Annotated in this window: 23 protein-coding genes; 15 read left to right on the top strand and 8 right to left on the bottom strand. The window is 68.1% G+C overall.

Annotation, left to right across the window (positions count from 1 at the left end; genetic code table 11):
• Window positions 1–20 precede the first annotated feature (20 nt).
• Window positions 21–1,403, top strand: coding sequence for an NAD(P)-binding protein (locus AC1DVU_RS10310; RefSeq protein WP_476922337.1), 1,383 nt, complete (start codon window positions 21–23; stop codon window positions 1,401–1,403).
• Here the strand turns inward: AC1DVU_RS10310 and AC1DVU_RS10305 are convergent, their stop codons facing one another.
• Window positions 1,404–2,390 (bottom strand): NAD-dependent epimerase/dehydratase family protein, encoded by a 987-nt coding sequence (locus AC1DVU_RS10305; protein ID WP_476922336.1) that lies wholly within the window; start codon window positions 2,388–2,390, stop codon window positions 1,404–1,406.
• Between the two features lie 102 nt (window positions 2,391–2,492).
• Window positions 2,493–3,503, bottom strand: coding sequence for an alcohol dehydrogenase AdhP (gene adhP / locus AC1DVU_RS10300; RefSeq protein WP_476922335.1), 1,011 nt, complete (start codon window positions 3,501–3,503; stop codon window positions 2,493–2,495).
• Window positions 3,504–3,633: 130 nt separating this feature from the next.
• Between adhP and AC1DVU_RS10295 the strand changes: the two genes are divergently transcribed.
• Together AC1DVU_RS10295 and AC1DVU_RS10290 are read left to right on the top strand one after the other, a co-directional pair.
• Window positions 3,634–4,548, top strand: coding sequence for a homocysteine S-methyltransferase family protein (locus tag AC1DVU_RS10295; RefSeq protein ID WP_476922334.1), 915 nt, complete (start codon window positions 3,634–3,636; stop codon window positions 4,546–4,548).
• Window positions 4,549–4,600: 52 nt separating this feature from the next.
• Window positions 4,601–4,870 carry a hypothetical protein gene (locus AC1DVU_RS10290; protein ID WP_476922333.1) on the top strand — a complete coding sequence of 90 codons (270 nt, stop codon included), beginning with the start codon at window positions 4,601–4,603 and terminating at the stop codon, window positions 4,868–4,870.
• Between the two features lie 9 nt (window positions 4,871–4,879).
• Here the strand turns inward: AC1DVU_RS10290 and AC1DVU_RS10285 are convergent, their stop codons facing one another.
• Window positions 4,880–5,737 (bottom strand): alpha/beta fold hydrolase, encoded by an 858-nt coding sequence (locus AC1DVU_RS10285; RefSeq protein ID WP_476922332.1) that lies wholly within the window; start codon window positions 5,735–5,737, stop codon window positions 4,880–4,882.
• A 112-nt stretch (window positions 5,738–5,849) separates the two neighbouring features.
• Between AC1DVU_RS10285 and AC1DVU_RS10280 the strand changes: the two genes are divergently transcribed.
• Entirely contained in the window at window positions 5,850–6,299 is a 450-nt protein-coding gene (locus tag AC1DVU_RS10280) for a MerR family transcriptional regulator (protein WP_476922331.1), read from the top strand.
• A gap of 10 nt (window positions 6,300–6,309) precedes the next feature.
• Here AC1DVU_RS10280 and AC1DVU_RS10275 read toward each other — a convergent pair whose 3' ends face one another.
• Window positions 6,310–8,730 (bottom strand): hypothetical protein, encoded by a 2,421-nt coding sequence (locus AC1DVU_RS10275; protein ID WP_476922330.1) that lies wholly within the window; start codon window positions 8,728–8,730, stop codon window positions 6,310–6,312.
• 269 nt (window positions 8,731–8,999) lie between these two features.
• Here AC1DVU_RS10275 and AC1DVU_RS10270 point away from each other — a divergent pair, with 269 nt between their 5' ends.
• Window positions 9,000–9,656, top strand: a complete 657-nt coding sequence (locus AC1DVU_RS10270) for a GNAT family N-acetyltransferase (RefSeq protein WP_476922329.1) — start codon at window positions 9,000–9,002, stop codon at window positions 9,654–9,656.
• A gap of 2 nt (window positions 9,657–9,658) precedes the next feature.
• Here AC1DVU_RS10270 and AC1DVU_RS10265 read toward each other — a convergent pair whose 3' ends face one another.
• The gene (locus AC1DVU_RS10265; protein ID WP_476922328.1) at window positions 9,659–10,579 is read right to left on the bottom strand and encodes an NAD-dependent epimerase/dehydratase family protein; all 921 of its coding nucleotides are present in this window, start codon (window positions 10,577–10,579) and stop codon (window positions 9,659–9,661) included.
• 123 nt (window positions 10,580–10,702) lie between these two features.
• On the opposite strand from AC1DVU_RS10265, the gene AC1DVU_RS10260 reads away from it, so the two are divergent.
• Both AC1DVU_RS10260 and AC1DVU_RS10255 read left to right on the top strand, forming a co-directional pair.
• Window positions 10,703–11,428: a TetR/AcrR family transcriptional regulator gene (locus AC1DVU_RS10260; protein ID WP_476922327.1), complete on the top strand. Its 726-nt coding sequence runs from the start codon at window positions 10,703–10,705 to the stop codon at window positions 11,426–11,428.
• An 87-nt stretch (window positions 11,429–11,515) separates the two neighbouring features.
• Window positions 11,516–11,929, top strand: a complete 414-nt coding sequence (locus tag AC1DVU_RS10255) for an SRPBCC family protein (RefSeq protein WP_476922326.1) — start codon at window positions 11,516–11,518, stop codon at window positions 11,927–11,929.
• Window positions 11,930–12,022: 93 nt separating this feature from the next.
• On the opposite strand, the gene AC1DVU_RS10250 is transcribed toward AC1DVU_RS10255, so the two are convergent.
• From AC1DVU_RS10250 to AC1DVU_RS10240, 3 genes are all read right to left on the bottom strand, one after another.
• Window positions 12,023–13,648, bottom strand: a complete 1,626-nt coding sequence (locus AC1DVU_RS10250) for a helix-turn-helix transcriptional regulator (RefSeq protein ID WP_476922325.1) — start codon at window positions 13,646–13,648, stop codon at window positions 12,023–12,025.
• A 47-nt stretch (window positions 13,649–13,695) separates the two neighbouring features.
• Window positions 13,696–14,799 carry a flavin-containing monooxygenase gene (locus tag AC1DVU_RS10245; protein WP_476922324.1) on the bottom strand — a complete coding sequence of 368 codons (1,104 nt, stop codon included), beginning with the start codon at window positions 14,797–14,799 and terminating at the stop codon, window positions 13,696–13,698.
• A 257-nt stretch (window positions 14,800–15,056) separates the two neighbouring features.
• A complete protein-coding gene (locus AC1DVU_RS10240; protein WP_476922323.1) occupies window positions 15,057–15,689 on the bottom strand; it encodes a TetR family transcriptional regulator in 633 nt (210 codons plus the stop codon).
• A 141-nt stretch (window positions 15,690–15,830) separates the two neighbouring features.
• On the opposite strand from AC1DVU_RS10240, the gene AC1DVU_RS10235 reads away from it, so the two are divergent.
• Genes AC1DVU_RS10235 through AC1DVU_RS10200 form a run of 8 tightly spaced genes read left to right on the top strand, consistent with a single transcriptional unit; the run spans window position 15,831 to window position 22,387 of the window.
• Window positions 15,831–16,919 (top strand): ferredoxin reductase, encoded by a 1,089-nt coding sequence (locus AC1DVU_RS10235; protein ID WP_476922322.1) that lies wholly within the window; start codon window positions 15,831–15,833, stop codon window positions 16,917–16,919.
• Window positions 16,920–16,935: 16 nt separating this feature from the next.
• Window positions 16,936–18,225 (top strand): fatty acid desaturase family protein, encoded by a 1,290-nt coding sequence (locus tag AC1DVU_RS10230; RefSeq protein WP_476922321.1) that lies wholly within the window; start codon window positions 16,936–16,938, stop codon window positions 18,223–18,225.
• Window positions 18,226–18,250: 25 nt separating this feature from the next.
• Window positions 18,251–18,466, top strand: a complete 216-nt coding sequence (locus tag AC1DVU_RS10225; RefSeq protein WP_476922320.1) for a hypothetical protein — start codon at window positions 18,251–18,253, stop codon at window positions 18,464–18,466.
• Window positions 18,467–18,481: 15 nt separating this feature from the next.
• Window positions 18,482–19,756, top strand: a complete 1,275-nt coding sequence (locus AC1DVU_RS10220) for an NAD(P)/FAD-dependent oxidoreductase (RefSeq protein ID WP_476922319.1) — start codon at window positions 18,482–18,484, stop codon at window positions 19,754–19,756.
• The gene (locus AC1DVU_RS10215; protein ID WP_476922318.1) at window positions 19,750–20,496 is read left to right on the top strand and encodes a DUF1365 domain-containing protein; all 747 of its coding nucleotides are present in this window, start codon (window positions 19,750–19,752) and stop codon (window positions 20,494–20,496) included. Before AC1DVU_RS10220 ends, AC1DVU_RS10215 begins: the two co-directional genes overlap by 7 nt.
• Entirely contained in the window at window positions 20,493–21,722 is a 1,230-nt protein-coding gene (locus AC1DVU_RS10210) for a class I SAM-dependent methyltransferase (protein ID WP_476922317.1), read from the top strand. The genes AC1DVU_RS10215 and AC1DVU_RS10210 overlap by 4 nt, the downstream gene beginning before the upstream one ends.
• Window position 21,723: 1 nt before the next feature.
• Window positions 21,724–22,002, top strand: coding sequence for a WhiB family transcriptional regulator (locus AC1DVU_RS10205; RefSeq protein ID WP_476922316.1), 279 nt, complete (start codon window positions 21,724–21,726; stop codon window positions 22,000–22,002).
• 43 nt (window positions 22,003–22,045) lie between these two features.
• Window positions 22,046–22,387, top strand: a complete 342-nt coding sequence (locus tag AC1DVU_RS10200; protein WP_476922315.1) for an MmcQ/YjbR family DNA-binding protein — start codon at window positions 22,046–22,048, stop codon at window positions 22,385–22,387.
• Window positions 22,388–22,390: the final 3 nt, after the last annotated feature.

The raw sequence follows: 22,390 nt of genomic DNA, 5'->3' as shown, positions 1-22,390 counted from the left end.
TTTTGGGCGATCCTGTGGGCGTGGACCTGCACACCGACTACCTCGTCATCGGCGCCGGCATCAGTGGGTTGGCGTTCGCGGACACTCTGGCGGCGCACAGCGACGCCGACATCGTCATCGTCGACCGCCGCCATGCTCCCGGCGGACACTGGATCGACGTCTACCCGTTCGTCCGGCTGCACTCCCCCTCGGCGTACTACGGCGTCGACTCGCTACGCCTCGGCCACGACCGGATCGACACCGCAGGGCTGAATGCCGGCCTGTACGAGCGCGCCACCGCCGACGAGCTCTGGTCCTACTTCCGCGACGTTGCCGAGCGACTCACCGCAACCGGCCGCGTGCGCCTGATGTTCGGACACGAGGTGCTGGACGACGAGAACGGTGACGCTCAGGTTCGTGACATCGCCACAGGCGTGGTGCACGACGTCGGGATTCGACGCCGGGTCGTCGACGCACGGTTCCTCGAGGTCTCGATCCCCGCGACGCACATCCCCACCTTCGAGGTCGCAGCTGACGCGTCGTTCATCCCGGTGAACGGGCTGCCCGAGGTTGCCGGCAGCGCCTCGGCCTTCACCGTGCTCGGCTCCGGCAAGACCGCTGTCGATGCGGTGCTCTGGTTGCTCGGGAACGACGTCGATCCCGAGCGCATCCGCTGGGTCCGACCACGTGATGCGTACTTCCACGACCGCGAGGCTTTCCAGGCGCTCGACCTCGTGGTGGACGCGCTCGAGGGCTTCGCCACGGACGCCGAGGTCGGCGCCCGGGCGTCGAACCGGGCCGACCTCATCGCCGACCTCGAGCAGAACGGTCGGCTGATCCGGCTCGACCCAACAACACCGGCGACGATGTATCGGGGCGCGATGTTGAGCCGCCATGAGATCGACCAGGCCAGACGGGTCGCCGACGTCGTGCGCCTGGGCCGCGTCGTGCGCATCGAGCGCGACCGCCTGGTCCTTGAACAGGGCGAGGTGCCGACCGGTGGCGCGCTGCACATCGACGCCAGCGCCGGCGGGTTGCGGCTCGTCGATCCCCGCCCGATCTTCAGCCCAGGGCGGATCACGCTGCAGCAGGTGCGGCACAAGACCCCACCGTTCAACGCCGCTCTCCTGGGTTGGGTCGAGGCACATCGGGACGACGACGAGCACAAGAACCGGCTCTGCCCGCCGAACCCGTTCACGAGATCGGTCGACGAGTGGCCGCGTATGGTCGCCCGGACCTGGAGCACCGAGGGTGGCTGGCGCGGGGAATCGGACCTCCAGGCCTGGGTCGGTTCCACCCGTTTGAACATGATGCAGGCGCTCCCCCAGCACCTCCACGAGCCTCGGGCCCTGGCCGCCTTGAACAAGTACGCCGGACACGTCGGTGATGCCGTGGTCCGGCTCAGGGAGCTTGCCGCCGGCTAGCTACGCCTTGTCGAGGAACCATTTCACGCCCGACCGGATCGAGTCCGCGATCGGGGCCGGTTCCCAGCCGAGCTCGCGCGTCGCCTTGCTGTGATCGAGCGGGGTCTGGATGTGCATCAAACGGACGCTGGTCGAGGTGACCACCGAGTCCTTGCGAAGCAGCCGAGAAGTTCCTCCGCCGACAACCCCGATGACCCGCATCACCGGCAGTGGGATGCCGATCCTTGGTGGCCTGGCACCGCCCTCGGCGGCTGCGATGTCGAAGAGGTCCTTGATCGGCAGGTAGCGCTCGGAGACGATGTATCGCTCACCGGGCCGGCCGTGCTCCTCGGCGAGCAGGAAGGCTCGGGCTGCGTCCTCGATCCCGACCACCTCCATCGAGACACCCTTGACGTACGCAGGCACCTTGCCTCGAGCAGCGGCCCTGACCAGCTTTCCGTGCGGTGTCGGGCCGTGGTCCCGCGGCCCGTACGTCGTGCCGACGTTGAGCACGATCGCCGGCAGTCCGTGCTCGCGGTGGTGACGCAGGACCAGGTCTTCGGCCTGGATCCGGGACTCGATGTAGGCGCCGCCCAGGTGTCGCCAGTTGTGCGGCATGGTTTCGTCTGCAGAACCGGACTCGGTGATGGCCATCGTGACGACGCTGCTGCAGAAGACGAACCGCGGCACCCCGACCTCGACGGCTACATCCAGCACCAGGCGCAGCGCCTCGACATTGGTGGCGTAGAGCGGCGCAGGGTCCCGGAGCCACGCGCGCGCGTCCACGATGCAGTAGAAGACCGTGTCGACGTCCTTCATCGCGGTGCGGAGCGCGGCGGCGTCGTCCAGGTCGCCGTGATGTCGTTCGACGTCGAGGTCGTCGAACGCCACCGTCGAGCTGGACTCACGGATCCAGACCCGGACCTGGTCACCGCGTTCGACGAGCTGACGGGTCACGTGCGAACCGACGAAGCCGCTGGCTCCCATCACGAGCTTGGTACCGCTCACCGCTTCACTCCTTCTGCAGACATCGACGATTCTGGCCCATGGGCCGCGAAACCCCCGGGATCCAGAGGATCCCGGGGGTTTCGCTCGTCTGGATGCAAGGCCTCAGAACTCGAAGACGAGCCGTGCGGCGATCTTCCCGGCCAGCAGCTCGTCGATGGCATCGTTGACCTGCTCGAGCTTGCGTCCCTCAGCAATGACCCGGGTCCTGCCCTGCGCGTGCAGGCGGAACACCTCGGCCAGATCCTGTCGCGTGCCCACGATGGACCCGATGATCTCGATCCCCTTGAGGACGGTCTCGAAGATCGGAATGCTCATCGTGCCTTCGGCGGGAAGCGCCACGCAGATGAGGCGGCCGCCCCGGTTGAGCGACGCAAATGCCTGGTTGAAGGCCACCGGCGCCACGGCATACGCCAACGCAACGTCGGCTCCGCCGAGATCGGCGATTGCGCCGACCGGGTCGACCTTCGCCGCGTTCACGACGTGGTCCGCGCCGAGCGATGTCGCAAGCTCGAGCTTCTCGTCGTCGATGTCGACCGCGATGACGGTCGCGCCGACCAGGCGGGCGTACTGCACTGCGAGGTGCCCAAGGCCGCCGATGCCGAACACGACCACGGTCTCGCCAGGCTGTACGCGGGCCACCTTGACTGACTTGTACGACGTCAGGCCTGCGCAGCTCAGTGGAGCCGCGTCGAACGGTTCGACGCCGGCCGGCACGCTGACCGCATACCTGGCATCGACAACGGCGTACTCAGCGAACGCCCCGTCGATCGAGTAGCCGCTGTTCTGCTGGCTCTCGCACAGGGTCTCCCGGCCGTCCACGCAGTAGCGGCACTCACCACACGCCTGTCCGAGCCATGGAATGGCGACACGATCGCCGAGCTGGTGAGCACTGACGCTGCTGCCGAGCTTCTCGACGATGCCGACACCTTCGTGACCCGGGACGAACGGGGGTGACGGCTTCACCGGCCAGTCACCGAGAGCGGCATGGATGTCGGTGTGGCACAGACCCGATGCCTCGATGCGTACGAGTAGCTGATCCGCTGACGGTTCAGGGACCTGACGGTCCTGGATCTCGATGGGCTGACCTAGCTGTGTGACGACTGCGGCTTTCATGGCACTCCCTGTAAAAGGTTGGCTGGAACCCCACAGTCGCGTGGCCGTGGTTGCGCGGAGGTTGCGGTGGTTCCTTTTGCCCGACGTCTGCCGTACAACAGACTGATCAGTCTCATGCCGAGGAGTTGCCATGCGTACAAGCGATCTTCTGGACGGCGGCGGCTGGGTCACCGACGGCGGCCTCGAGACCGACCTCCTCTTCAACCACGGCATCGACCTGCCCGAGTTCGCCTCGTTCCCGCTCGTACAGGACGAGGAGGGATCCGCCGCCCTCAGGAACTACTACGCGGAGTACGCGGCGATCGCCTACACGGTCGAGGCCGGCCTGCTCGTCGAGACGCCCACCTGGCGAGCCAATCCCGACTGGGGCACGGTGCTCGGGTATGACGCGAACCGGCTGGACCAGGCCAACCGTGCCGCCGTGGGTCTCGCCCGCGGCGTCGCGGAAACATCCGGGACGCCGAGGGCACTGGTCAGCGGGATCGTGGGGCCACGCGGGGATGGCTACATCGCCGCCTGCGCCGACGCGGACGAGGCGGCGGACTACCACTCCGCGCAGGTGCGCTCCTTCGCCGCGGAGGGGGCAGACCTCGTTCACGCCATGACGATGACCGAGCCGGCCGAAGCGAAGGGAGTCGTACGCGCGGCGCGGGCATCGAACCTCCCGGTCGCGATCTCATTCACCGTTGAGACCGACGGGCGACTCCCTGACGGCAGCACCCTGTCCGACGCGATCGGCGCCCTCGAGTCAACCGACCCCGCTGACTGGTACGGCGTCAACTGCGCCCATCCGACCCACGTGCTGGCCGGACTCGACGGCGCTGACTGGCAGCAACGGCTCAGGTTCTTCCGACCCAACGCCTCGACCATGTCCCATGAGGAGCTCGACGCCATGGAGGTACTCGACGCTGGCGACCTCGGCCTGCTGGTCGATTCGACCAAGTCCCTGCGCGAGCAGGCCTCCGAGCTCGCCGTCCTCGGCGGATGCTGCGGCACCGACAGCCGCCACGTAGCTGCCCTGTGGGGTGTGACGGCGCCCCGCTGAGCATCCTCGATCCGCACTCCCGACCATCGAACATATGTTCTATTCTGTGCCCATGGGGTTCGTCGACCGATCCGAGAGTGAGTTCCCGGACGGTCGCGACCCCGTGAAGCAACCGGCCCGCCACGTCTGGGTCAAACCGTCCGCCCAGTACGCCATGACGCCATGGGCCGGTCTCCTGATCGAGTGGCGGCGCACCTCCTCGGGCGAATGGCTCGCCCTCGTCGCCGTCGTCACCGGTGGGGTCGGCAACAGCCTCACGATCCAGTGGCACAAGGCCGATCAGCTCGTACCGGCGAAGGGCTACGAGACCCCGAGGCTGTAGGCCACCCGGCTAGGAGTGCTTTCTCAGCCATGGCAGCACTGTTGCGTGCAGCTGCTCGGCATCCTCGACCATCGGAAAGTGGCTTCCGCCCTCGATCAGCGCGAAGTCGGCCTGCGGGATGGACGCGGCCACGAATCGGGTCCACTCGGGCGGGATCGGGTCCAGCTCTGAGTGCACCACCAGGGTCGGAGCCGTGATGTCGCTGAACCTCGTGACCGGGTCGACGCCACGCAGGCTGCCCATCATCCGTTGTGGCACGTGTTGGATGTTGGCGGCCGTGATCTCCGTGAACCCGAGACGGACCTCCTCGACAGTCACCCGTGTCCTGAAGAACGGGATGAACGTGTTGAGCTGGTGACGCTCCAAAGCTTGAGGCTGCCCCGCCTTGAACTCCTCGGACTCCTCGATCGCCTTGCGGCTGGCGTCGTCGGATCGCGTGCGACGACTCGACATCTCCTTGCCGAATCGCTCCATCAGCTCCGGCGCCAGCGGTGGGCCCGGATTGAGCAGCACCACGGCGGCTGTCGTTGCGGGGTGCTCGGCGGCATACAGCGCAGCAAGGTAGGCGCCGGCTGAGTGTCCGAGGACCTGGATGCGTCCAAGGCCCAGAGCCTGGCGGAGCCCTTCGAGGTCCTCGACCCCGCCGGTGAACGTCACGCGTTGCACATCGCCAACCGGCGTGTTCCCACTGCCGCGCTGGTCGTAGTGGATGAGCTGGAGTTCCTCGCCCCATGGGTCGAGCGCCCGCGTGTACGTGCTGCCCAACCCGATGGCGCCATGCAGGACGACGAGCGGTGCGCCCTCGCCGACGATGGTGCAGGCGATCTCGATGTCGTCCACGGGAACGGTCTTGCTGGTGGTGTGCATGATGCCCTCCTCGGTCGGGGCCGATTGTCGGTCCGTGGCGCGACCGTAGACCTTGCACTCGAGTTCAAGGTCAAGCCCTTGACCCTGAAACCTGCAGGTTTACCGTGGAAAGGTGCGCATCTCCGAGCTCGCCGAGAAGGCGGGTGTCCCGGTTTCGACGGTCCGCTACTACGAGCGGATCGGTCTCCTGGCCGAGCCCGCCCGGACCGGCACGGGCTACCGCGAGTACGACGAGGACTCGTCCACGCAGCTCCTCTTCGTCACTCGAGCACGGGGGCTGGGCCTGACCTGCGAACAGATCGTCCAGCTTCTCCCGATCTGGGGTGGCACCAACTGCACCTCGACCCATGACGAGGTCGCACGGCTCATCGACGGCAAGTTGGCCGAGATCGCGGCCCGCATCACGGAGCTCACCGCCTTCGCCGTGCAGCTGGACTCCGTGCGTGCCGTTCTCGAGTCGGCCCCGCCTCCGCACGTCTGCCGGACCGACCTGACCTGCTGCGTTCCGGCAGGGCTGGACGGCTTCGTCCCGCTCGAGGGATTGACTGCCTCCCTCGGCTAGACAGGTGGCGTCACAACCCCCGCAGCTTGTGGAGGGCCACCCGGTATGCCGGGTCGAGCCAGAACTCGCTGTGCTTGAACAGTCGGGTCGACGGACCGTACTGCGTGCCCGTCGTGACCGGCGGCGGGTCGAGGAGGCGCCAGTCGTCGCCGCTGCGGCGGACGCCGGAACCCAGGACGTACTCGTCGACCGCCTCCACGGCCGTGCCGTCGACGAAGCGGCCGGACGTGGCGAGGTCAGTGCCCTCCCCCAGGTGATTCCACGAGAGGACGGGCCCCGCGAGCGGATCGGTCTCGCGATAGAGGTTGATCCATCCGCGGTGCAGGTCGAGGTGCAACCGCGAGACCGAGTCGTAGTTGACGTACGCCGGGAAGGCCCGCGGGAAGATCTGACGCAGCTGTGAGCCGTACGTCAGCAGTCCGACCCGCGCGCGCTGCTCGTCGCTCAGCAGGTGGAGCGACGCGAACGCGATCAGGCTGCCCTGGCTGTGCGCGCTGACGATCACGTCGCGGCCACTCGCGGGGCGGGTCGCGAGGTGCTGCTTGATCCGCTTACGGAGGTGCATGACGGTGTGCTGGGAGTACGGCTTGGGCACGAACGGGTGGACGGCGTGGGGCCAGAACGAGATGACGTCCCAGACCACATTGACGCCGCGGCGCGACGTGTCGGCCTTGAAACCGCGCCGCGCGAGCAACACGATGAGCGCAGCGAGCCCCAGCAGCATCCACGCGCCGCCGACCATCGTGACATTGCTGAACGAGCTCTCGGTCGGCGACAGCGAGACCTTGTCCCGTCCCGCCGACAGCTCGTCGAACCAGCCCCACGCCCGCTGCGGGCGCCAGTCACGCGGGTCGTCCCACGCAGGGTGGATCTCGTAGACGATCGCCAGCGACATCACCACGCCGGCGCCGACAAACGCCAGCGCGATCGTCGGGAGGTGGTTCTTGACCCGGGCGATCCACATCGCCAGCACGGCCGAGCCCGCATCGGGGCGCCACCGCGGCACGGCGTACTCCCCCGCGTCGATCGGCGCGGCACCCTCGAACATCGCCCTGGCCCGCGCGGCGAGCTTGGCCTTGCGGGCGATGAAGTCGCCGAGCAGCCACAGGCCGATCGCCAGCACGACGAAGAACGTCAGCCCCCAGCCGTACGACACGCGGTCGAGCATCGGCGTGACGCCGACCTTCTTCTTCGTGAGCTGGAGCACCGACGAGACGGCGGTGGGCAAGGATGCCGACAGCCCGACGCCGATGAACACCGAGAGAGCCGCGACCACGCTCGCGGCCCACCCTCGGGCGTACGGGCGGAAGTACCAGGCCGGGTCGTCGGCGGCCGGCGTCGTCGTCGGCGTGGTCGCCACGATCCGCCAGTTGACCAGCACCAACGCACACACGCCGACCACCCCCGCGAGCAGCAGGCAGACGGAGACGAGCTCGTAGCCCTCGACCGGCACGCGCAGCCGGGGATCCTTCGGCGGCGCGAATCCCGGCATCAGCGACATTGCCAGGCCGATCAGGACGACCCCGGCGGCGCACGCGATCCACGATCCGTGAGCGACGGCAGCGTGCCACCTCGCACGCATACGCTGGCCCGCCTCGTCGAGCTCGGCCACGGCCAGTGACTCCGGGTCACCCAGCAGTGACACCACGACGACCACGACCAGCAGCAACCCCAGCGAGACCAGGACGATGATGCCGTCGCTGTCGGGCTCTCGCACCCATCGCGCCATGGCCGCGACGAGCAGCAGGCTGGCGGCGAGGTGCAGTCGGCTGAGGGTCGGCGAGTCGGACGTGCCTTGGTAGAAGTACGGATCGGCCAGCGGGGTGCCGCGTTCCTCCGCACGCGTCCGCGCCTCCTCCGGCGTCATGCCGCCGGTGATGTTAGGGGCCGACGTCGCGGTGATGCGGCCGAGGAGCCACAACCCGATGACGACGGCCGCGGTGAGCAGTGTCGCGATCATGAGCACCGCTGAGGGATTCCATGACGCCAGCAGCCGCGAGGTCGGCGCCCACCGCCAGGCCACGAGGTCCATGAACGTCAGGCCCACCGCGAACACCAGCAGCAAGGTCAGCATCAGGGCCAGCAGTCGGAGCAACGCACTCGCCGCGGCCTGCGCGTTGACCGAGCGCTTGGGCCGGCCGGCCGGCGCTGGGAGCATGAACTGCGCGGCGTTGATCATGCCGAACGGGACGAGCAGCAGCCAGAGCGCCTGCCACGACGTGCCGGACGTGTAGTGACCCCAGTGGTACGCCTCGAGGACCTGCCCGTCCTTGCCGGGCAGGATCACGCCGTCGGAGTCCACGGCCCCGAAGAAGCGACTGGCTCCCCCGCCGTCGATCTGGGCGACATGTGGATGGGCGAGGAGCGACTCCGGCGGCGTACCGCTGACCCCGTGCACCCTGAGCTCGACCCACTCCGCGTTCGCCGCCATCCCGAAGTCCTCACTCTCGTGGTGCCCTCATCATGGCGCACCCATGGCGAGCCGGACAGGTTCTCCGAGTGACCTGCGGGCAGATGGGTATGGGCATCGTGACCGAGAGGAACGCCATGACGACACCACATCCCGAAGACCCGGCCGAGGGCCCCGACGACCCTGCGACCACGGAGGCACCAGACGACGACACGTCCGACGATGTGGAAGGGGATGTCGATCCGGCCACCTGATCGGCGCTGATGGACGGCGCTGATTGAATGGCAGCCATGACGATCGGCACAGGACACGAGCTCGTCGAGCGCTGGATCACGACCTGGGTGCACGCCCGGGCGCTCGAGACGACGACCGTCGACGGCTGGCCGCTCGTGCATGTCCGTTCGCGCACCCGCGAGTCCGAGCTGATCTGCATCGACCCCGGGCCGGAGGCCTTCGCCGACCTGTTCCGTCACATCGACGGCGACGCGCGAGCCATGCTCACCGTGATCGCCAGCGACGCCAGCGCCTATCTCGCGCTGGACCTGCCCCCGGGCGTACGCATCGATCGTGACGACGAGACGCTGATGGCCACGACCTTCGTGCCGATCGCCGCACCGGCGCTCGACCCGGAGTTCACCGAGCGGTGGGACGTCGACGATCACCGGGCCCGGTATGTCCTCGAGGCCGGCGATCGTGTCGCCGCTGAGGGCACGATCGGCATGCTCGGCGAGGACGCGACGTTCGACGCTGTCGAGACCACGCCCGCGTTCCAGCGGCGAGGCCTCGGCCGGCAGGTCATGGCCACCCTCACGACGTACGCGCTGGACTCCGGCGCACGCCGCGGAGTGCTGGCCGCGTCAGCCCAGGGGCGGCTGCTCTACGAGTCGCTCGGCTGGGACCCGGCCTACGAGATGCTCTCGCTGATGGGTGCCGCTGACGAGGCCTGAGGTCAGACGACGGCGCTGCGGCGGCAGACCTCGTCCCAGGGCGTCGGCTCCATGCCGAAGTGCTCCCGGGCGTCGCTGTCGTCCAGGACGTACGGCTCGGTCCACTGGTACGACAGCTGGCGCAGCTCGCGGACGATCGTCACGGCCCAGGACAGTGCGACGAACATCGGCTTCGGGATCACGCTGACGCCGACGGCCGGCTTGCCGACGCTGGTGAGCACGTCGGTGATCGCCTGCTCCTGCGTACGTGGCGGGTTGCTCGGCACGTGCCAGATACGGCCGTGCGAGGACTCATCGTCCGCCGCGGCGATCAGCAGGCGCGCGGTGTCGAGCACATCGGTGAACGTGTGCGGCTGATCCTTGCGTCCGAAGACCCACGCCCGCTTGCCCTTCAACGCTCGCGGAAGCTGGCGGGTCACGTGACCGTTGCGGCCGACGCCTGTGCCGACGTAGTCCGAGCCGCGGATCTCGACGGCGCGGATGCGGCCGGCGTCATGCAGCGCCTTGGCCTCGGCCCACATCGACGCGCGAAGGCCGCCCTTGTAGTCGGTCGCCGCATCGGGCATGCCCTCCTTCATCGGCTGGTCGACCGGTCCGTACGGGTAGAGGTTGCCGGTGATGGCGTAGACCGCGCCCGAGCGTTCGGCGGCAACCAGGAACGCAGCCGCGAGCGGCGGCCAGAACTCGCGCCACGTCGTGTAGTCGGCCGGGTTCGCGCAGTTGTAGAGCACCGCGGCGCCTTCGGCAGCAGCGCTCAACGCGTCGGCATCCGAGGCGTCCAGCTTCACGTGCGTCACACCGTCGATGCCGGTGTCCGTGCCGGACCTGGTGGCGACGACGACTTCTGAGCCACGGGCAGCGAGCAGCTGAGCGACGTGGCGGCCGACCGGTCCAGCTCCGACAATGAGGTGACGATCCGTCATGATGGTCCTTCCGATTTGGGAGAGCACCGCTCTCGGTTGAGAGCCTGCCAGACGTCGAGCCGGAAAGCAAGAGCACTGCTCTCGTTTGTTGCACCCGCTCTCGTCGTACGCCACAGTGGGCACATGGCAGTCGCACCCACCGCCCGCGAACGGGCCCGCAAGGAGATCACCGCCGAGATCCTGAAGTCTGCGCGCGCCCAGCTCCGCGAGGTCGGGCCCGGCGAGCTGTCGCTGCGCGCCGTGGCGCGCGATGTCGGCATGGTCTCGTCCGCGGTCTATCGCTACTTCGCCAGCCGGGACGAGCTGCTCACCGCGCTGATCATCGCCGCCTACGACGATCTCGGTGCCGCTGCCGAGGCGGCAGACGACGCCGTCGAGGACCGCGCGGACCACCTCGCTCGCTGGATGGCGACGTGCAAGGCGACGCGTGACTGGTCCGTCGCGAACCCTCATGACTACGCGCTGATCTACGGCTCCCCCGTCCCCGGCTATGCAGCTCCGCAGGACACCGTCATGCCCGCGACTCGCGTCATCGCGCGACTCGTCGAGATCATCGTCGGGGCGCACCAGGCCGGCACCGCATCGGCCGGGACGCAACCCCCCGCCGTGGCAGTCGATCCGGCCGGGGTCGTCGCGGACGCCATCGCGTTCATCGCCGATCGCAGCGGGATGCGTCTCGACGCACTCCCGGAGCTGGTCATGCGCACGCTCATGGCCTGGTCGACGATCTTCGGGACGCTCTCGTTCGAGCTGTTCGGCCACCTCAAGGGCTCGGTGAGCGACTACGAGGGCTATTTCGAGCAGACGACGCTGCGTCTCGCCGGCGACCTGGGGCTCGCCGACGCGTGAGCAATCCCTCACGGCTTTGATGGTCCGGGATCCCTGTCAACAGGCGACAATGTGGGGATACGTCTGTTGCCGCGCCGAAGGAACTCAATGCCCCGGATCACCCGTCGTACGTTTGTCGCCGCCCCCGCTCCGCACGTGTGGCAGCTGGCCGGCAACTTCGCCGAATGGCACCCCACGCTTCGCATCTACGCCAACGGGCCCGAGGCATCCGCCGACCTCGTCGTCACGATCGTGTCACGCGACGATGAGGCGATGACGCTGTCGTACCACATCCCCGATCCGCCGTTCCCGATCGCGAACCACCGCGCGACGATCCTCGTCGAGGACGCCGGGCACTCCTGCTCGTACGTCACGTGGGAGGCCGACTTCACCGCCGAGCCGGAGGTCCTGCAGGAGCTCGAGGACTCGATCGGCGACGACGTCTTCGTCAAGGCGCTGGACAACCTGGCGACCTACGCGCAGAACGAGTACGGCCGCCAGCAGGTCTCGCACACCGCCTGACTCTCCGGTGGTTGAGGTGCGGAGCGAAGCGGAGCCTCGAAGCCACAGTGGTTTCGAGACGCTCGTTTTCGCTCCTCAACCACCGAGACGCCGCTAGACCAAACGGTTCTCGAAGGCGTACGCCGCGGCCGCCGTCCGGGAGTGCACGTCGAGCTTGGCGAAGATGTTGCTGATGTGCCGGGCGACGGTCTTCTCGCTGAGGACCAACGTCGAGGCGATGTCGTGATTGCTCTGCCCTGCGGCGACCAGCCTCAGCACCTCCACCTCCCGTGAGGTGAGGCCACCCGGCGCCGGTGCGAGCCCGGCCGCGAGGTCGACGTCGGCGACCGCCGCCGCGCCCAGCTCGGCGAACGTACGCCGAGCCGCCGCGAGCTCACCTGCTGCAGAGTCGTGATCACCGACCTGGAGGAACACCCGGCCGATCTGGAGCCGGCACCGCGCCACCTCATGGGGCGCACTCAGCTCGCTCCACTGCCGCATCGCTTTGCGCAGCGACGGCAATGCGGTCATCGCATCACCGTCGGCCAGCGCGAGCGACCCGGCCGTGTATGCCGCCATCGCGCGCAGTGCCGCGCAGCCGAAGGCGGCGGCGAGACCGCTCAGCTCCTCGACCAGCGGGCGGGCCTCGTCGACCTCTCCCCCGGCAAGCAGGATGTCGATCGACGCAGGCAGGAGCTGCGATCGATGGACGGGGTCCCGGGGCTCGGCGAGCAACCGACGGATTGCCGCCTGCGCTGCGTCGGGACGGTCCTGGGCGAGCCACAGCAGCGCAAGGCCGGGCTGCGGCTCGTGACCGTAACCGATCGCCTGCTCGTACGCTTCGGCAGCCGCGTCGAGCTCCCCGCGAAGGCGCAGCACGTCACCACGCTCACTCATCGCCAGCCCGGCCGGTGCCGTCGTCCCGGCCTCGACGTAGCGGCGCACGGCTCGGTCGAACTCGTCGAGTGCCTCGTCATACGCCCCACGCACACGCATGATCTGGCCGCGATGCACGGCGCACTGGGCTGTGAACGGAACCAGCCCGGGCTGGACCTCGCACCAGGTCGTCAAGGCATGGGTCCACTCGGCCGCCCGAGCGAAGTCGGAGACCTCCTGGCAGCCCTCGATCATCGTGCAGTAGATGGTGCCGGCGAACACCGGGCTCACCTCGCCTGCGGCCAGGCCCACCATTGCCTCGTCCATCAGCGAGAGCCCGCGCGGGACCTGGCCGGCATACAACAGCAGCCGACCCTGAGCCGACAGGCCCATCGCGATCAGGTCGGGGTCATTGAACCGGTGACCGTAGTCCGCGACGCCGCCGGCGAGCTCGAGCGCCTGCGGGAACTCGCCCTGGCTCACGTGCCCGAACATCTGGTGCACCAGCAGGTAGCCGCGCTCGACGACGTCGCCGGTGACACCGTCGAGGAGCCGCTGACCGCGCGCGATCCAGCCGGCTCCGACGACGGGTTCGCCGCTCTCCATGAGCACCATCGCGAGCCGGAACGCGGCCCGGACCGCCGCCAGGACATCGCCGGCCGCGAGGTGCCCCTGATAGGCGCGCTGCATCGCCTGGAGGCAGTCGTTCGTGCGGCCGAGGAGATAGGCGGCCGTCGCCAGGCGGGCGAAGTCGTCGGCGTTCATGGCATCCGCGTCAGCCTGCGACAGGTCGCCGTACGCGGCGACCCAGTCGCGACGCTCGTACGCCTCGCGAGCCCGGATCAGTTCATCGACCACGCCCATCGCGCATCACTTCCTTCTCGGGAGCATACGCGCGTCAGGGCGTCGGTTCAGGCCGCTTGCAGACTCGCCTTCTTGCCCGAGCGTTCGAGGATCCGGCACGCGACGAACTCCGCATCACGGCCGATCCCGGGGAACACCATCGAGCTGAAGGCGAACTGAAACGCCAGCCCGCAGAAGAACAGGCCCGGCGCCGAGTCCACCACGCCGCGATACTCCTGGGGCCAGCCGTCCTCGCCGATGACCGGCAGGTCGATCCAGTCGAAGACCTGCTGGAACCCGGTGCACCAGATGATGTTGGCGGCGTCGACGACGCTCCCGTCGTCGAGCACCGGGAGCCCGCCCTTGACGCCTGATACCCGCGCGAGCCGGCGGTCCACGCCACGCTCCTTGAGGTCGGCGCGCTGAACCCGCAACATCGGGCCGCCGTGCGAGCGGATCTCCCCCATCACCTTGCGGCCGATGGGTGTGCGGCGCGTCAGCACGTGCCGAGCCACGAAGAGCATCACGGGCAGCGCCATTCTCCTGCCTCGCCCCTCGTGCTTGCCGGGGATCTGCCCGCAGTCCCGTCCGCTCAGGATCGTCGGGTGGGTCAGGGCCAGCTCGTACGCGATGTCGGTCCCGGAGTGCGAGGCGCCGACGACCAGTGCCGGCCCCTCCTGCAGCTGCGCCGGCCTGCGGTACTCGCTGGAGTGCATCTGGACGATCGACGGGTCGAGTTCAGCTGCGAAGTCCGGCACATACGGCGTACGTCCGAAGGTCCCGGTCGCCACGACGACGTTGTCGCACGTGATCGCGTCCGCGCCGATCGCGAGGGTGTAGCCGCCACCGGGTCGCGCCTGGAGCCGGTCGACCCTGGTGCTCATCCGCACCGGCAGGTCCCACTTGAGGGCGTACGCCTCGACGAAGTCGGCGACCTCGTCCTTCTGCGGGAAGTGCCACTTCTCCGCGGGGAACCGCATGCCGGGGAGCCCGTTGTACTTGGCAGGCGTGAACAGCCGGAGCGTGTCCCACTGCTCGCGCCAGTTGTCGCCGATCCGGTCGTTGCCGTCGACGATGATGAACGGGCGGTCGTGCTTCTTCAGGTGATGTCCGACGGACAGGCCGGCCTGGCCGGCTCCGACGATCACGGTCTCGATGTGCTGGGTGGTCATGATGCCTCCTGGTGGTTGCGTCACGACCGTACGAACGGCGAGCCACCGGCAGCATCGGGAAGGACATGCATTTCCGCCCAGACCAGCATGGGTATTTCTGCCCACCCGCTCGCTAGTGAGGCCGCCCGCGGCCGAACGGGAGGGAGCGCCAGCGACCGAAGCGCGGTGAGATCCTCATTCACGCAAGCCTGTCGTCGTACGCCCCTTCGGTCGCTGCGCTCCCTCCCGCCCTCGTTCCTCGGGCTAGGGGCCGAAAGTCAGCTGCGCCAGTCCCGGAAGCCGACGACGATCAGGCGCATCTGCCTGCGGGCGCCTTCCTTGATCTGCTCCTCGAGGTCGGGGCGCCCGTCCGGCATCTCCACGACCTCCTCGGCGTTGGAGACCATGTTGCGGACGAACAACCGCGACACCATCTGGACGTCCTCGGTCGACCAGTTCTCGATGTTGGGCAGCCTCGCGAGGACGACCGCGAGCTCGCTGACGAACAGGTCGAGCTCGTGGCGGATCGCCGTGCGTACGACCTCGGGGCCGCCGACGCGCTCCCGAGCAACGAAGGCGAAGTGCGCCTTGCTCTGCTTGACCGCCTCGACCAGCACGTCGGCGGCGGCGTCGATGATGTTGTCGAACACGTGCGGATCGCGCTGCGCGTCGCGGACCATGCGGCGCAGCGTCGAGAAGGACTGCTCGACGAGCGCGAGCCCGAGCTGGTCCATCGACTCGAAGTGGCGATAGAACGCGGTGGGCACGACGCCCGCGTGCCGGGACACCTGACGCAGGCTGACCTGCGCAAACCCCTTCTCCTGGCTCAGCTCCAGCGCCGAGGCGAGGATGGCCTGACGGGTCCGCTCCTTCTGCGCCTGGCGCGAGGCAGATTGCGCGGGCTCAGTCACCTTCACAGCCTAGCCACCTCCTTTCGGTGCACACCTGTGTCGCTGGTGGTCGAGGTCACGCGGCGCGTCGGTTGCGCCTGACCCGAGAGTCGTGCACACTTTGAGTGTACGCATGTTCACTGATTTTCGAGGAGGTTACAGATGGGCATCATCCGCAAGGCGCTCACCTCGCGCCCGGTCGCCTCTCTGACCTCCCCTTTCACGATTGACCACTACCTCGACCAGATCCACCCGATGCTCGCGGCGGAGAACGTCCGCGCCCGGGTCGTCGAGGTCGTGCAGGAGACTGGCGACGCCAGCACCGTGATCCTCCGCCCCAATGGCGCCTGGAAGGGATTCGTCCCCGGCCAGCACGTGCAGTTCGGCGTCGAGGTCGACGGCACGCGCCGGGTTCGCGTGTTCTCGGTCTCCAGCTCGCGAGCGGCCAAGAAGGGCACGTTCAGCGTCTCGGTCAAGGCCCACCCCGACGGGTATGTCTCGCAGTTCCTGCACAACGAGCTCAAGCCCCGCACCGTCGTCTACCTCTCGCAGGCCGAGGGTGAGTTCGTCCTCCCCCGCGAGGTGCCCGACACGCTGCTGCTCGTGAGCGGTGGCTCGGGCATCACGCCGGTCATGTCGATGATCCGCACGCTGCGCGACACCGGCCACCAGGGCAACATCACCTTCCTGCACTACGCGCGCTCGCGCGAGGACGAGATGTTCACATCGGATCTGGACGCCCTCGCCGCCGAGTCCAACGTGACCGTCCAGCGCATCTACACCCGCAAGCCCGAGCCCGGAGTCGAGCTCAAGGGCCGCTTCCACATCGACCACCTCAAGCACCTGGGGATCGACCCGACCGAGACCCTCACGTACGTCTGCGGGCCCGCCGGCCTGATCGCGACCGTCCGCGACACCTACGCCGAGCTGGGTGCCGCTGAGCAGCTCCGCATGGAGTACTTCAAGGTCCCCTCGGTCGACCTCGACGCGGCCGACGCCACCGGGACCCTGACGTTCGACGACGCCAAGATCGAGGCGGACAACTCCGGCGCCACGATCCTCGAGCAGGCCGAGGCCGCCGGACTCAAGCCGGAGTTCGGCTGCCGCATGGGCGTCTGCAACACCTGCGTCGTCAAGAAGAACCACGGTGCGGTGCGCCACGTCATCAGCAACGAGATCAGCGCCAACACCGACGAGACCATCAAGATCTGTGTGCACGTCCCCGTCGGCGACGTCAACGTCGCACTCTAGGAGAGGGAAGACCACCATGGCCAAGACCAAGAACGCTCCCATCAAGCCGCACAGCGCGCGCAACCACAACGCCGCGCCGCTGTCGCTGATCAATCCCACGAGCGACAAGAAGGCCACCATCGGCCTCGACCTGATGACGTACGAGCAGCTCGAGGAGTTCGGCGAGGAGCTCAACACCGTGCGCCAGCGCGTCCTGGACGACCTGGGCCAGAAGGACGCCGACTACATCCGCCGCGTCATCAGGGCGCAGAAGGCCAGCGAGGTGCTGGGCCGCATCGGCATCTTCATGCCGTTCTTCCCGCCCGCGTTCATCGCCGGCATCCTGTTCCTCGGCCTGGCCAAGATCCTCGACAACATGGAGATCGGCCACAACGTCATGCACGGCCAATACGACTGGATGAACGATCCGATGATCGACGCCAGCCGCTACGAGTGGGACAACATCGCCCCCTCCAAGGACTGGAAGCACGGCCACAACTACATCCACCACACCTACACCAACATCCACGGCATGGACCGCGACATCGGCTACAACATGTTCCGGATCGACGAGGACCAGCCGTGGTACGCCAGCCACCGCTTCAACCTGCCGCTGGCGTTCGTCCTGATGCTCGTCTTCGAGTGGGGCATCATGTACCACGGCGTCGAGCTCGACCAGTACCTCCAGGGCAAGATCACCAAGGAGGACTTCCAGGGCCGCAAGAAGCGCGCTCTGCAGAAGATCCGCAAGCAGGTCTTCAAGGACTACATCGCCTGGCCGGTCCTCGGCATCGCCCTGGTGCCCTTCGTCGGCTGGTGGGCGCCCGTCGCGATCCTGGTCGCCAACATCGTCGCCAACGTCATCCGCAACGTCTGGTCCTTCATCATCATCTTCTGCGGCCACTTCCCGGCCGAGGTGCAGACCTTCGCCGAGGAGGACGCGCAGAACGAGACGCGCGGCCAGTGGTACCTCCGCCAGCTGCTCGGCTCGGCCAACATCTCGGGCCACAAGCCGTTCCACGTGCTGACCGGCAACCTGAGCTACCAGATCGAGCACCACCTGTTCCCCGACATCCCGGCGCGCCGCTACCCCGAGGTCTCCAAGGACGTCAAGCTGCTCGTCGAGAAGTACGGCCTGCAGTACAACACCGGCCGGCTCTCCAAGCAGATCGCCAGCGTCATCAAGCAGCTGGCCAAGCTCGGTCACAAGCCGGACGACCCGTACAAGATCGGCAACAGCCCCGAGTCGAAGGCCCTGCGTCGTGCCAAGCGCGAAGAGGCCGCGCGTCGCATGGAAGAGGCGCGTGCGCCACAATTGACCTCATAGTCGACTGCGACCGAGAGGGACCCCGATGGCACTGAGCCGACGTGAGATCGCCAAGGATGTCCTTCAGCAGTCCACCGAGGCCGCGATAGCCAGCGCAGGTCATGTGGTGGCGATCCTGTTCGAGTCGGCGCGCAAGATCACGACCGAGATCGGCGCTTTCGGCACGGAGATCTTCGAGATCGCCGAGGCCAGCAAGCGGGCAGGACTGGACGCAGAAGAGAGCAATCCGACCATCAAGTAGCAACGAATAGCCAGCATGAGCACTAATGCTGGCAGGCGACGAGTGGCGGTCATCGGTTCGGGAGTCTCGGGCCTCACGTCCGCCTACGTGCTCCGGCGCGACTGGGACGTGACGGTCTACGAGGCGGACGACCGGATCGGTGGGCATGCCCACACCCACACGGTCGACGACGTCGACGGGACCCACCGGGTCGACAGTGGGTTCATCGTCCACAACGACCGCACCTATCCCCTGCTGCGCCGGCTGTTCGCCGAGCTCGACGTCGAGGTCCACCCGACCGAGATGAGCATGAGCATCCACTGCGACGGCTGCGGGCTGGAGTACGCCGGTGGTCGCGGCGGCAGGGGGATCTTCGCGCAGCGGCGGCGTCTGGCCGACCCGCGCTACCTCGCGATGCTGGTCAGCGTGAAGCGGTTCGGTCGCCTCGCGCAGACAATGCTCGACAGCGAGGAGACCTCAGACCCACTCACGTACGGCGACTTCCTGCGGATCAACGGGTTCTCGGACTACTTCATCTCGCACTACGCGATCCCGGTCGTGTCGTGCGTGTGGTCGATGGGTCACGAGACTGCGCTGGGCTATCCGGCGCGATACCTGTTCGAGTTCCTCAAGCACCACGGATTCCTGTCGATCAAGGGATCACCGCAGTGGTTCACCGTCGCGGGCGGCTCCAACACGTACGTCTCGAAGCTCAGCGCCGCGGTCGGCGACGTCCGCGCCTCGCACCAGATCACGGCGATCACCCGCAAGCCCGATCAGGTCGAGCTGATGGACTCCGCCGGCACCCTGCACCACGCGGATGCCGTCGTGATCGCGACCCACGCCGACGACGCCCTGGCGCTGCTGACCGACCCCAGCGAGGACGAGCGGCGCCTCCTCGGCACGTTCGGCTACTCGCGCAACGTGACGGTGCTGCACCGCGACGCCAGCCGGTTGCCGGAGGCTCCGCAGGCGAGGTCTTCGTGGAACTACCAGATGGACGACTGCAGCCAGCGCAGTGACCGGACGGCGGTGACGTACTGGATGAACCGACTCCAGGGCATCGAGAGCACCGAGCCGTTCCTCGTGACACTCAACGCCGTCGACGGCATCGACCCGTCGACCGTGGTGGCGCGAATGGACTACAGCCACCCGGTCTTCACGCATGAGACCGTCGCGGCCCAGGGCGAGCTCAAGCGTCTGACGACGGATCAGACGGTGTTCGCCGGCGCCTATCACGGGTGGGGCTTCCACGAGGACGGCTGCCGCTCCGGCGTCGAGGCGGCCGCTGCGCTGGGGACGCCATGGTGACGCCCGCGCTGCCCGTGCTGCCGGCCCTCGTGGAGGGCACGGTCGGACATACGCGCCGCACTCCCCTGCGCCACCGGTTCACCAACCGCGTCTACCAGTGGCTCGTCGACGTCGACGAGCTGCCGCGCATGCCGCGCCTCCTGCGGCCGTTCTCGACGTTCAGCGCCGCCGACCACATCGGCGACCCCGATGACACGATCCGCCACAACATCGAGCGCTTCTGCAAGGCGCAGGGCGTCGACATCAGCGGTCACCGCGTCCTGATGCTCGCCAACGCCCGCGTCCTGGGTCATACGTTCGACCCGCTCAGCGTGTTCTGGGCGATCGCCCCCGACGAGTCGCTGACCTGCATCGTCGCCGAGGTCCACAACACGTACGGGGAACGGCACGCGTACCTCCTGGATACCGACGACCACGGGCGGAGCCAGGTCGACAAGGCGTTCTACGTGTCGCCGTTCTTCACGGTCGACGGGGCGTACGACCTGCAGTTCACCCTGACACCCCGGAAGGTCTCGTCGACGATCATCCTGCGACAGGGCGACGAGGCGGTGTTCAGCGCGACATTCCGGGGTAAACCAAGAGCAGCGACGCCAGGCCGGCTCGCGCGGCTCGTGATCACCAACCCGCTCATGACCCAGCGAACCAGCCTCCTGATCCGCATGCACGGGGTCTGGCTCTGGCTCCGCAGGCTGCCGGTGATCCCCCGACCGGCACACGAACCACAGGAGGGCACGCAATGACCCAATCAGCCACCGCGCCCTGGCCGGGCATTGCGCGTGCCCCCCGCACCCCGCTCAAGGCGCGCATCGCCAAGGCGATCCTCCAGCCGACCATCAACCGCGTGCCCGTACGCCTGACGTTCGCGGACGGCAGCGGCTGGGGCGCCGGCGGCCCCGACTCGCCCGAGATGCGGATCGTCCGGCCCAAGGCGTTCTTCGCCCGGCTCGGCGCCGACACGAAGATCGGCTTCGGCGAGGCCTACATGGCCGGGGACTGGACGACAGGCGCGGGCACCGACCTCGCCGACCTGCTCGCGCCGTTCGCCGCCCGCATGGCGACGATCGTCCCGGTGCCGCTGCAGAAGTTCCGGGGCTTCGTCGACCGGAAGCTGCCGCACCACCAGCGCAACTCGGTCCAGGGCTCGCGCAAGAACATCGAGGCGCACTACGACCTCTCCAACGACCTGTTCGCGGAGTTCCTCGACCCCTCGATGACGTACTCGTCCGCGTGGTTCGAGAGTGCCGCGCAGGATCTCGAGGCCGCACAGGTGCGCAAGATCGACGCGATCCTCGACGACGCCCGCGTCACCGCCGGCACCCGGCTGCTCGAGATCGGCAGCGGCTGGGGTGCGCTCGCGATCCGCGCCGCCCAGCGCGGCGCGAAGGTCACCACGATCACCCTGTCGTCCGAGCAGGCCGCCCTCGCCCAGCAGCGCTTCGCCGAGGCCGGGGTCGAGGTCGACGTCCAGCTCGTCGACTATCGCGAGGTCACCGGCACGTACGACGCGATCGTCAGCGTCGAGATGATCGAGGCGGTCGGCGAGGAGTACTGGGCCACCTACTTCGCCACGATCGACGGGCTGCTCGCACCCGGTGGCCGCGTCGCGATCCAGGCGATCACGATGGCGCACCACCGCTACCTCGCGACCCGAAACTCATACGGGTGGATCCAGAAGTACATCTTCCCCGGTGGCCTCATCCCCTCCCTCGAGGCGATCGACCAGACGCTGCAGGAGCACACCTCGCTGGCGGTGACCAACCGGCGATCGCTCGGCCAGGACTACGCACGCACCCTCCACGAGTGGCGCGACAACTTCAACGTCCACTGGGACGCGATCAGGGCGCAGGGGTTCGACGAGACGTTCCGCCGGATGTGGGAGTTCTATCTCGCGTACTGCGAGGCCGGCTTCCGCACGGGCTACCTCGACGTCTTCCAGCTCTCGATGACACGACCGGCGGAGGGTTGACATGGCCAGCATCAGCCGTCTGCCCAAGCCGCTGCAGGAGTCGTACGAGTGGCAGTACGCCGCGGCGTGCAAGGGCGTCGACGAGTCCGTGTTCTTCTCGCCGGACGCCGAGCGTGGCCCGAGTCGCCGCGCCCGCGAGGCGGCGGCCAAGGCGCTCTGCGCGGTCTGCCCGGTCGTCAAGGAGTGCCTTGATCACGCGCTCACGGTCCGTGAACCGTACGGCGTGTGGGGCGGGCTGAGCGTCAGCGAGCGCGAGAACCTCCTGCGCAGGAGCGCCTGAGCGTTCAGCCGAAACTGTCGGCGAACGGTGGCATCCTGACGACATGGCGAGGAACGAACGGCAAGAAGCTGCCCACGCGCGGCTCGAGGAGCTCGCGGTGTCACACCTCGCGCTGCCGGGCGTCGACTGGGGGCGCATGTTCGGCTCGACCGGGCTGCGCGTACGCGGCAAGGTCTTCGCGGTGGCCGCGAAGGCCGGTGGGCTGCTGATCAAGGTTCCCGAGGCCCACGCCGACGCCCTCGCCGAGTCCGGCGTCGCCGACCGCATGGTCATGGGCGGTGTGCCCCGCCGGGAGTGGGTGCTCGTGCCGGACGACGCGGACGATGCGACCTGGTCCGAGCAGCTCGACGCCGCCTACACCTACGTCGACTCGATCACGCCGTGAGCC

It is taken from the genome of Aeromicrobium sp. P2_G6, from assembly GCF_056403535.1.
The sequence above is the reverse complement of the archived record's forward strand: the minus strand, read 5'-3'. Positions and strand labels throughout refer to the sequence as shown.

What these genes read in the sequence shown, in the direction of transcription:
- adhP (WP_476922335.1), bottom strand. Translation starts at nt 3,503, where the DNA reads ATGAAAGCCGCAGTCGTCACACAGCTAGGTCAGCCCATCGAGATCCAG.
- AC1DVU_RS10295 (WP_476922334.1), top strand. Translation starts at nt 3,634, where the DNA reads ATGCGTACAAGCGATCTTCTGGACGGCGGCGGCTGGGTCACCGACGGC.
- AC1DVU_RS10290 (WP_476922333.1), top strand. Translation starts at nt 4,601, where the DNA reads ATGGGGTTCGTCGACCGATCCGAGAGTGAGTTCCCGGACGGTCGCGAC.
- AC1DVU_RS10285 (WP_476922332.1), bottom strand. Translation starts at nt 5,737, where the DNA reads ATGCACACCACCAGCAAGACCGTTCCCGTGGACGACATCGAGATCGCC.
- AC1DVU_RS10275 (WP_476922330.1), bottom strand. Translation starts at nt 8,730, where the DNA reads ATGGCGGCGAACGCGGAGTGGGTCGAGCTCAGGGTGCACGGGGTCAGC.
- AC1DVU_RS10270 (WP_476922329.1), top strand. Translation starts at nt 9,000, where the DNA reads ATGACGATCGGCACAGGACACGAGCTCGTCGAGCGCTGGATCACGACC.
- AC1DVU_RS10265 (WP_476922328.1), bottom strand. Translation starts at nt 10,579, where the DNA reads ATGACGGATCGTCACCTCATTGTCGGAGCTGGACCGGTCGGCCGCCAC.
- AC1DVU_RS10260 (WP_476922327.1), top strand. Translation starts at nt 10,703, where the DNA reads ATGGCAGTCGCACCCACCGCCCGCGAACGGGCCCGCAAGGAGATCACC.
- AC1DVU_RS10255 (WP_476922326.1), top strand. Translation starts at nt 11,516, where the DNA reads ATGCCCCGGATCACCCGTCGTACGTTTGTCGCCGCCCCCGCTCCGCAC.
- AC1DVU_RS10250 (WP_476922325.1), bottom strand. Translation starts at nt 13,648, where the DNA reads ATGGGCGTGGTCGATGAACTGATCCGGGCTCGCGAGGCGTACGAGCGT.
- AC1DVU_RS10245 (WP_476922324.1), bottom strand. Translation starts at nt 14,799, where the DNA reads ATGACCACCCAGCACATCGAGACCGTGATCGTCGGAGCCGGCCAGGCC.
- AC1DVU_RS10235 (WP_476922322.1), top strand. Translation starts at nt 15,831, where the DNA reads ATGGGCATCATCCGCAAGGCGCTCACCTCGCGCCCGGTCGCCTCTCTG.
- AC1DVU_RS10230 (WP_476922321.1), top strand. Translation starts at nt 16,936, where the DNA reads ATGGCCAAGACCAAGAACGCTCCCATCAAGCCGCACAGCGCGCGCAAC.
- AC1DVU_RS10225 (WP_476922320.1), top strand. Translation starts at nt 18,251, where the DNA reads ATGGCACTGAGCCGACGTGAGATCGCCAAGGATGTCCTTCAGCAGTCC.
- AC1DVU_RS10220 (WP_476922319.1), top strand. Translation starts at nt 18,482, where the DNA reads ATGAGCACTAATGCTGGCAGGCGACGAGTGGCGGTCATCGGTTCGGGA.
- AC1DVU_RS10215 (WP_476922318.1), top strand. Translation starts at nt 19,750, where the DNA reads ATGGTGACGCCCGCGCTGCCCGTGCTGCCGGCCCTCGTGGAGGGCACG.
- AC1DVU_RS10210 (WP_476922317.1), top strand. Translation starts at nt 20,493, where the DNA reads ATGACCCAATCAGCCACCGCGCCCTGGCCGGGCATTGCGCGTGCCCCC.
- AC1DVU_RS10205 (WP_476922316.1), top strand. Translation starts at nt 21,724, where the DNA reads ATGGCCAGCATCAGCCGTCTGCCCAAGCCGCTGCAGGAGTCGTACGAG.
- AC1DVU_RS10200 (WP_476922315.1), top strand. Translation starts at nt 22,046, where the DNA reads ATGGCGAGGAACGAACGGCAAGAAGCTGCCCACGCGCGGCTCGAGGAG.